Raw genomic sequence first — 8,426 nt, 5'->3', positions numbered from 1 at the left:
GAATCTATCAGGACGACGAGCCGATGCCCTTTCACATCAAGACACCGCCGCCAAAACCGATCAAATCAAGCGATCACCCTGCCCAATTCCGGTGATGACCACGCACAAAACAAAACGATGATAAACAAAGAGGACAGCAAGCCGGTATCCCCGCCCGGCCACGCAAAGCCACTACTCGGGTTTTATCCCGGTTCGTGACGTGTCCTTTGCCGGCAGGGCCTGGAGTTTTTCCAGGTAAGCGACCTTCGTTCTCAAATACTCGATCTCGTCGCGCAAGGCTTGACTACCCGCGGATTCCGGCTGCACCGTGCTCCTCGAACCTTTAGGACGCCCCTGCGGCTTCGCGCGCAACGCCCCGGCACCATTGGTGCGGTACTTACTGCACCAATGGGTCACCGGGGATCTGCTCGCGATACCATACTTAGCCATGACCTGGGTCAGACTCATGCCGTGATCAATGACATCACGCACGGCCGCGAGTTTCATCTCATACGAATACGATCGCTTCCCACCCGCGCCCATCACCGCCTCCAGACCGCCGGACCGGAACAGCACGATCCATTCCTCCGCAGTTTGGCACGGCATGCCCATCTCCCGCGCCAACCGATGCTGGCCATACCCATCTCTGATAAGCTCCACCGCTCGACTCCTGAACACGGCGTCATACCGTCGACGCCCATCGCTCTCAGACACAATAGTTGCACCTCCCCATTATCGAACCCACATCATCACAGTCCAACATTCGGGGTGCAGTTCAAGATAGAGAGGCTTTAGTAATCAATAAGATTCGCGAATTCCAATGTGCAGAGTTGATCATCACGGATCGTCTACACGGCATGGTGTTTGCGGCTCTTGCCGGGACCCCTTGTATTGCCTTCAACAACACCGATCATAAAGTTCAGGGAGTCTATGAGTGGCTGTCGTCACTACCGTACATCACATTTGTAGAGAATCCCTCAGGTGTCAGTTCAGATATCGCAGCAGCCCTTGGACATCACTCCAAAACCTACGACCACGACGCAATGCTGCCTTACTACCACAATCTTGAAATGGCCCTATCACAGCAAGTGTGAGAAGACGCACCATAGATCCACTCTCGAAGGTACGAAACTGGACGATTACTGTCGTTCTTTACGCACGCGTTTTTTATAGGTGTAAGCAAACGCAACCACCGGCAGAATAAAAGGCGCAGTCAAGAGTAATTTCATACGATTGGTTCGGTTCAAGGAGAATACACCATGTTGCCGTATTCTACTCTTGATACTGCCATCCAATCGACTAACCACCGTTCGACGCTCGTTATCCCGAAACATTTGCTTCCAATCATAAGCAGTTATCTTCAACCGAATGAGCGATAAGACAGTCAGGTTGTATTCCTGCTGCCAAAGCTGCGGAAAATGTTGATCAACATATGATTCGATTTCGACCAGCGTGTTCTCAACATCATCAATAAGTCGTACGTCTCCTGTAGCGAGAATAGATCCCTGACGTATCCGATAGTTGTAATAAATCTCATGCAATAGTGCAATTTTCTGCGCAGCTCCCCAGATTCGATAGGTAGTGGCCATGTCCTCCATCAGCCTACCCTCTGGGAAACGAATGTGCTCTCGCATAAGTAGTTCATGTGCGGTTAGGTATGACCATGCGTAATTCGGCAAATTCTGGTTCAGATTATTCCGAATTGCTCCCTCCGCATCAAGCTCTGACTGCTCCGGATACAAGGTCGAGTCACGGGACCGCGAAAAAATCTGACCGTCCTCGGAAACGAACCGGTATTGGAAAACCACGACCTCAGCCCGTTTATCACAGGCAGTAGTGACCGCGGCTTCCACAAGATTCGATTCGATCCAGTCATCGGAATCAACGAAGAGCACGAATTGCCCGATCGCCTCTCGAATGCCCATGTTGCGAGCCTTTGAAAGACCACCGTTGGGTTGATGTATCACTTGGACTCGAGTGTCTACAGCTGCCCATCGATCACACTTGTGCGGACACTCATCAGTGGACCCGTCATCAACTAAAAGTATTTGCAAATTGCCGTATGTCTGCCCGCAAACTGAAGCCACGCACTGATCTATAAAACTCTCTACGTTGTACACCGGTATGATGACTGACACAAGCGGTCTATCCGTTGCAATGGTCACAGTCACCCCTGTTCCACGTGGTCTGAGCTCTTTTGTAGATATCTCACTACAAGAGCTGAAAACCTTATGCTTTCAAAAAAATCATGATAACACCATAACCGATTGTCTGCGCAAAATTTCACCGAAAAAGGTTGCAGATGTTTTTTGGAGATGGTTTGCATTGCTAACCCTTGTTTCATTCTCCATGGTACGGGACGTTATCATAAGCGTTGTCGACAAAATCAATGAACGATTCCAAAATACGTTCCAGCCTTGCCCTTCGCGCCGCTTACTGCCCTTGATTCTTCTGATGGATCACGGGAATTCAAGAATCCTTTCGAGCCCCTTTACCACACATCTCTTCGGAGCTGCTCAGAGAACCATCATCGACCAGAATGACCTCCAAATTCCGGTATGTTTGATTCGCTGTGGATTCTGTGCACAGGCTAAGACGTATCTCTCAACTCTGTACACAGGTACGATAACCGAAATTAACGGTTGAGAGGTTGTCACTGCTCGTTCGATTTTTGCCGTTGCATTTCGCAATACTCAAGAAATTTGGAGAAAGAAGAAAATTGCGGCTGTGAACTTTCGAATGCCGACACCGAATGCGTCCATTGTCCGTCGAGATCCAAGACATCTTTAAACACAGATCCTAAGACATCAGTATCACGTGGCTCAAACAGCCAGAAAAACTCGCGCAACAGCTCCTTCTCTGGTTTCTTCCGGTATACTCTCTCAAACTCTTTGACAAGGCTCACTGCCTCTTCGATCTGCAAAGATCTTCGCTTGCCGAGAAAGTCCTGGATCGACATGAGTCTCTTCACTGGAACACCCGCATAGACCCCATCATCCGGCAATTTTTTGGTCACCACACTACCTGCGCCGATGATCACGTTGTCACCGATGTCTGCCCCTTTAAGAATCAGACTCCGCTGCCCAATGAATACGTTATTCCCGATGCGTACTTTCCCGCATGAGCCCAAGATTTCACCTGTCATATGCTGCAAGACGGACCAGCTGTAATCATGCTGAAGTATTGAGCTATCGGCTGCAATGTGAACGTTGTCGCCAATTTCAATCATCCAAGGTCGCTGTGTATCAATCTTCACCGTCCATGGCGAATAGATGTGGACATGTTCGCCGACATTCACACCTTGTGCACGCAACCAGCGGATGTAGCGGGTTTCCGTCGCCTTATGTCCATAGGCAACTTGCAACGTTAAACGTTTCAAACTGTCACTCATACTCATGTCTTTGATACCCCTCACACCTTATCCGACCCGATGCGGATGAAGCCATTTGAAAATCCTGAATATTGGAAGATACAGGGCTGGAACACGTTCAAACAATTGAATCTGGATGAGACGCACCCGAGGAATCGTTACTGTACTTCTGATCTCATTAAGGTTCGCACGTATGAAAACGATCAATTCTTCCCGAAATTTTCTCCACTCGCCCTTGCAAGCTTGCCCGGAGATCGCGACCTGATCCCAGGTTCCCATCATCACTAGCAACCGACCATATAGCGCGTACGGAAGTTGCTGCGGATACTTTCGACGAACAAGTTTGACCATAGCATCCATCTCAGATGAAGCCCGCGTCCCAATTGTCGACGCGGTGTTTGATAGTGTCCCCTGCGACTGACGATAAAAGTATTTCGGCATCGAATCGTAGACGATATGTTCTGCTCTATCAAGAGTGGCATAGGCGAACCCATAATCTTCGTCTCGTTTCGCCTGATCCGGGAACAATAGGTCGCCAATCACCTCGCGTCTGATCAACTTGTCCCATGCTGCAACGCCGAAGAATCCAGGCAGATTAATGTATTTAAATGCTTCACCGTTGTCAATATCAAGATAGATACCATTGACAAGATGTCGGGTACTGATCGTTCCATCTTCATATACATGTGCACTGGCGGTATAGGCGATATCCGCACCAGTTGACATAAGATTATTGGCCATGCTTTGATACATATCCGGCGCAATCCAATCATCCGAATCGACAAAACCGATGAGCGTCCCCTGTGCAGCAGCTAGACCGGAATTCCTAGCAGCGGACAATCCACCATTGGCTCGGTGGATGACACGAACGCGAGGATCTTTAGCCGCCCACTCATCGCATATCTGCGGGCAACGGTCAGGAGATCCGTCGTCAATTAAAATGATCTCCAAATTTTGATACGTCTGATTCACAATTGATTCCACACATTGATCGAGATATTTTTCGACCTTGTACACCGGTACAATCACGGAGATCAATGGCCGAGTTTGAGCTTCGGCTTCACTCATCATTTACTCCTTTCTGGAAAATGAAAACGTCGTGTCACTTTGTCAAACATCACCATTGCAGTCGATTCTCTACTTACTAGCAGCACCAACGCCCAAATGACAAAGAACACGGTAGAACCTGCGAGCAGCATAGGGATACTGCCAATACGGCCAAACAATAGGCGAGATCCCCAAGAACCGACCGACGCCAGAACAACTGCGGCTATGATTTTCACGAGCTCCTTGATGCTGACAACCGGCCGTAGAACATCTCTGGCAAAATATGTCTGAACTCCTAATACCGCCAATTCGGTGCAAGCGATTGCCGTTGCAGCACCGAGCGCACCGAACGGCCTATCAAGCGCAAAATTGAGTAGAAGACTGACGGGAATCCCCACCATGTTAGATATAGCCAATTCCCGTTCCCGGTTCATGGGAGTAAGGACTGCGTACCCTATCAGCACACTCATTGAGGAACACAGAATGGTCACACCCACCACCTGCAACGACACAGTAGCTGAAACATACTTCGTTGATGAGATGAAAATCAAAATCAAATCAGAGAACACGAACAGATACGCGCAGATGGCCAATGCAATATTGAATACCGTGTGCACGCTCTTGGCCAGCAAGGCCTGATATTGGCGCCCACTTGGGTAACGAATCAAATACGAAAGCCGCGGTATCAATACATTAATAACCGCACTGACAACTCCGATGAGAAAAGCTTTGAGCTTCGTCACCACCTGATAGAGGCCCACCTGAAAAAGGTCTGGCGAGACCAAGGCTAGAATCACACTGTCCAAATACAGATAAACGCTAGAAGCAGCATTTAGCGTCAAAAACGACAATAACGGGCGAATATGCTGCCGGAGATCGAGCTTGCCCAGTCCGGAGAACGATATCATCGAGTTCAAACGGATAATGTTCAGTACATTGTTACCGCACAAGCCCAATGCCAACAGCGCTCCATACACAATGTAATCGTTAGGATTTTTCACGAACAGCAATATTGCAATCAAAGTGATCGTTTTGAACACGACACTGCGAATAGTGATATAGCGATACTGTTCGATGGCTTGGAAGAACCATTCGGCGCCATACGATGTCAGCAGCGTGTTGACGAGGAATATCCACATCAACGGTGCCTGAGCCCGAAGCTGCGGAACAACCACAATACACGCGGCAAACACAACTAAAAAAATGGAGGTGAAAATCGTGAGCAGCGTCAGCAGTTCTTTGACTACTTTGGCGAGTGCACGCTTATCATCGCGAACCTTCGCGCATTCCCGCACTCCATACAGGGGAATGCCAAAAAGGCAGAACACCGAGAACCACGAGGCCACATTCTGAGCAAATCCCACAGCGCCGAAACCCTCAACGCTGAGCACGCGTGTGACATAGGGAACAGTGATCAGACTGAGCACAGCATTGGAGGCCGTCAGAATCGTATTCATCACAGCATTGAATGTGACCGAATGGACGGTAAGCATCTGCTGACCTTGTTCTTGATCCGGTTTCTCGTTTATATCAGAGACCTGCATGTGCCAAGGGCTTTCTACTGGATTCGTTGTCGGTTGCCGATGGCTGGATGAGGGTTTGCAAGGACGTCAGAAAAGCTCGCGGACCAAGATTTCGTGTATTTCTGTCTCCCTGGGCGCCCAAAATCTTTCTCCTGTTGTCATCCATTGCCAACTCGCGCATGGCTGTGGCAAGATTGGTCACCAGATTCGCATCACGTTCCAAGATCACAGCGCAATTTTTGTCGGCGTACTCGGGAATGCCACCCGATCTGGTGGTGATTAGCGGACGGCCTGACGTCATCGCCTCGATAACCGCCAAGGGTGCGGGATCATCCCAGATTGACGGGAGCACGCAGACATCCGCCATCGCATAGAGAGCCGGCATATCTTTATAATTCACAAAGCCAGTGAATATGATGCGCTCACCCGCTTGCTCAGCCATATGGTGCAGCTTCACCTCAAAAGGACTGGCTATGTTCGAATCGAAGAAGAACGCTCCCGCCACGACCAGCCTGGCGTGCGGCAGATCTGCCTTGAGAAAGGCCTCCAGCAGTTCTGCTGCACCTTTCTCTGGAGTGAGCCGACCAGAGAACAGGAACACAGTTTCATCGGCACCGATACCCAGAGTGCCGCGCCAGGTGACACCCGCCTTCTGCGTCGCCTCGTTGTCTGGGTTAAAAGCTTCAGTATCCACACAGTTACGCCAGACGGCTCGCTGTTCCAGCCTGAGGCCATCCTCACCATGTTCGCGCAGAAAGCGATCTAATGTGTCAACAATGTAGTTGGAGACCCCCAGTACCTTTCGTACATTGGCGATCTCATGGATGCAGTCGAAGTCGTTGGTCACCTCGTTGTGCAGGTGATAATACACGTTGCCAGTGTATCGTTCCTCATTACCATAGAGCTTCATTGTCATAAACAAGGTCGCGTGATTCTCGATGATGATCGCGTCAAAATTCTCTCGACTCAGCCGACGTGCCACTTTGCGAATATACCAAAGCCGCTGGGCGATGTACCGATAGCTCATCAGTTTGCGCTTGCGCAGGACATATTTGGCAATGGCATATATGCCATGGTCCACTGCCTTAACGAACCATGGCGTGCGTATGAAAGCGAAATGAGTGTGGTGGAAACCTTGCGCGGCCTGCTCCACACCGCCAGCCCATGACGAAAATACCGTGAAATCAAAGGTGGGGGTTCGCTCATTTTGCTGCACAAGCATCGTATCGAGGGCTTCTACCGCGCCACCAAGCACATTCGGGACCGGCAGGTAACCGGAGGTGATGATGGCAATGTGCTTCGGCAATGACTTCAATGACCTTGTCACGCATTCACCCCTGTTGTTGCCATCAGATGCTCATACCATGCGCACATCTCTTCCGCGCTGTCGTCTATGGAATACCCTTGCGATCTGACCTCGTCTATTTCATCGGATCGATTCCCAACTGCTGCAGTGGAAACCAGCATAGCTACCCATTTGGATGCATCGTCAAGCGACAGAAATGACACCAGTCTACCGATGATACCGGCCTGTGCGGGCACCTGATCTGATGCCATCACCGATAAGCCAGACACCTGAGCCTCAACAGCAGCCATGCCCAACCCCTCGTAGGTCGAGGGGAACATCAGCACGTCGAATGCCTGGTACAGTTCATTCACATCATTGCGTACACCCAGCTGCCGGACATTGCTTCGGATGCCGAGCATATCAATCTTTGCCTCAACATCCGCCCGCATCGGGCCGTCACCCACGAACACCAGCACCGCGTCAGGGCGCTGCTTCAACACTTCAGCGAACACATTCAACGTGAAAACTTGGTTTTTCTGAAAACACATGCGGCCGACCTGACCGATGACCAGCTGCCTATCAGTGACCCCGAGTTCAGCTCGCTTTCGGGAGCGAGTTCGTGGGTTGAAAGAGAATTTATCCAAATCAATCGCGTTCTTGATGATATGGACTCTATCCTCATCGACCGCCTTGTCGCCGAACAGCCATCGGGCGGAATACTTGGAGCAGGCTGCCAAATGAGTCGGATACAGTTTTGAGAGTGGCTTGAGCACGTTTTTCACCAATGTTTTGGCATGTTCCCCAGGGTTGGCGGTGCTATGACTGTGCGCGATGCGAATCGGCACCCCAGCCCGCTTGGCAGCCCGAAGCGGGAACACGCTCAGCGCGTTGATATTGGAGTGCACAATATCAGGCTTCTGCTCGCGGAACAGCTTCTCGCAGGCACTACTGTATAGAGGAAGCTTTTTATACGGCGGCACCACGAAGACTCTGCCGCCGAGAGTCTCGATCTCCTCGCGTGGAACCACCGTGGAATCCGAGTCAACTACGAAATCGAACTGAACCCGATCTCGGTCAATGTGCCGGTAATGGTTCATCACTGTTGCCTCCACACCGCCACCCATCATGTGCCCCATGATGTGCATCACACGAATCAGCTCACTCACCCTGTGCATCCCCTCGTCCCAACGCCGTCCACTAATTCAACTGATGTATCAGC

General features: G+C 50.5%; 9 protein-coding genes. 1 reads left to right on the top strand and 8 read right to left on the bottom strand.

Features of this window, described 5'->3' with window-relative positions; translation table 11 throughout:
• Positions 1 to 171 precede the first annotated feature (171 nt).
• Positions 172 to 639, bottom strand: coding sequence for a helix-turn-helix domain-containing protein (locus tag LKK40_RS06440; protein ID WP_304309932.1), 468 nt, complete (start codon positions 637 to 639; stop codon positions 172 to 174).
• A 59-nt stretch (positions 640 to 698) separates the two neighbouring features.
• On the opposite strand from LKK40_RS06440, the gene LKK40_RS06435 reads away from it, so the two are divergent.
• Positions 699 to 1,073 (top strand): polysaccharide pyruvyl transferase family protein, encoded by a 375-nt coding sequence (locus tag LKK40_RS06435; RefSeq protein ID WP_304309931.1) that lies wholly within the window; start codon positions 699 to 701, stop codon positions 1,071 to 1,073.
• A gap of 45 nt (positions 1,074 to 1,118) precedes the next feature.
• On the opposite strand, the gene LKK40_RS06430 is transcribed toward LKK40_RS06435, so the two are convergent.
• The 7 genes from LKK40_RS06430 to LKK40_RS06400 all read right to left on the bottom strand — a co-directional run bounded on the left by LKK40_RS06430 (position 1,119) and on the right by LKK40_RS06400 (position 8,382).
• A complete protein-coding gene (locus tag LKK40_RS06430; protein WP_434735149.1) occupies positions 1,119 to 2,099 on the bottom strand; it encodes a glycosyltransferase family 2 protein in 981 nt (326 codons plus the stop codon).
• 349 nt (positions 2,100 to 2,448) lie between these two features.
• Positions 2,449 to 2,529, bottom strand: coding sequence for a hypothetical protein (locus LKK40_RS06425; protein ID WP_304309939.1), 81 nt, complete (start codon positions 2,527 to 2,529; stop codon positions 2,449 to 2,451).
• A 103-nt stretch (positions 2,530 to 2,632) separates the two neighbouring features.
• Positions 2,633 to 3,370: an acyltransferase gene (locus tag LKK40_RS06420; RefSeq protein ID WP_304309930.1), complete on the bottom strand. Its 738-nt coding sequence runs from the start codon at positions 3,368 to 3,370 to the stop codon at positions 2,633 to 2,635.
• A gap of 27 nt (positions 3,371 to 3,397) precedes the next feature.
• The gene (locus tag LKK40_RS06415; RefSeq protein ID WP_304309929.1) at positions 3,398 to 4,420 is read right to left on the bottom strand and encodes a glycosyltransferase family 2 protein; all 1,023 of its coding nucleotides are present in this window, start codon (positions 4,418 to 4,420) and stop codon (positions 3,398 to 3,400) included.
• Positions 4,417 to 5,853: an oligosaccharide flippase family protein gene (locus tag LKK40_RS06410; protein WP_304309928.1), complete on the bottom strand. Its 1,437-nt coding sequence runs from the start codon at positions 5,851 to 5,853 to the stop codon at positions 4,417 to 4,419. Before LKK40_RS06410 ends, LKK40_RS06415 begins: the two co-directional genes overlap by 4 nt.
• 73 nt (positions 5,854 to 5,926) lie before the next feature.
• Positions 5,927 to 7,246, bottom strand: a complete 1,320-nt coding sequence (locus tag LKK40_RS06405) for a glycosyltransferase family 4 protein (RefSeq protein ID WP_304309927.1) — start codon at positions 7,244 to 7,246, stop codon at positions 5,927 to 5,929.
• The gene (locus LKK40_RS06400) at positions 7,243 to 8,382 is read right to left on the bottom strand and encodes a glycosyltransferase family 1 protein (protein WP_304309926.1); all 1,140 of its coding nucleotides are present in this window, start codon (positions 8,380 to 8,382) and stop codon (positions 7,243 to 7,245) included. Before LKK40_RS06400 ends, LKK40_RS06405 begins: the two co-directional genes overlap by 4 nt.
• Between the last annotated feature and the right edge of the window lie 44 nt (positions 8,383 to 8,426).

This window comes from Bifidobacterium tibiigranuli (assembly GCF_022655035.1).
GTDB classification, from domain to species: domain Bacteria; phylum Actinomycetota; class Actinomycetes; order Actinomycetales; family Bifidobacteriaceae; genus Bifidobacterium; species Bifidobacterium tibiigranuli_A.
Note: the sequence above shows the minus strand (reverse complement) of the source record. Positions and strands in the feature narration are given on the sequence as shown.

Excerpts from the sequence above, each read along its gene's own strand:
- LKK40_RS06420 (WP_304309930.1), bottom strand. The coding sequence starts at position 3,370 with ATGAGTGACAGTTTGAAACGTTTAACGTTGCAAGTTGCCTATGGACAT.
- LKK40_RS06415 (WP_304309929.1), bottom strand. The coding sequence starts at position 4,420 with ATGATGAGTGAAGCCGAAGCTCAAACTCGGCCATTGATCTCCGTGATT.
- LKK40_RS06410 (WP_304309928.1), bottom strand. The coding sequence starts at position 5,853 with ATGAATACGATTCTGACGGCCTCCAATGCTGTGCTCAGTCTGATCACT.
- LKK40_RS06400 (WP_304309926.1), bottom strand. The coding sequence starts at position 8,382 with ATGCACAGGGTGAGTGAGCTGATTCGTGTGATGCACATCATGGGGCAC.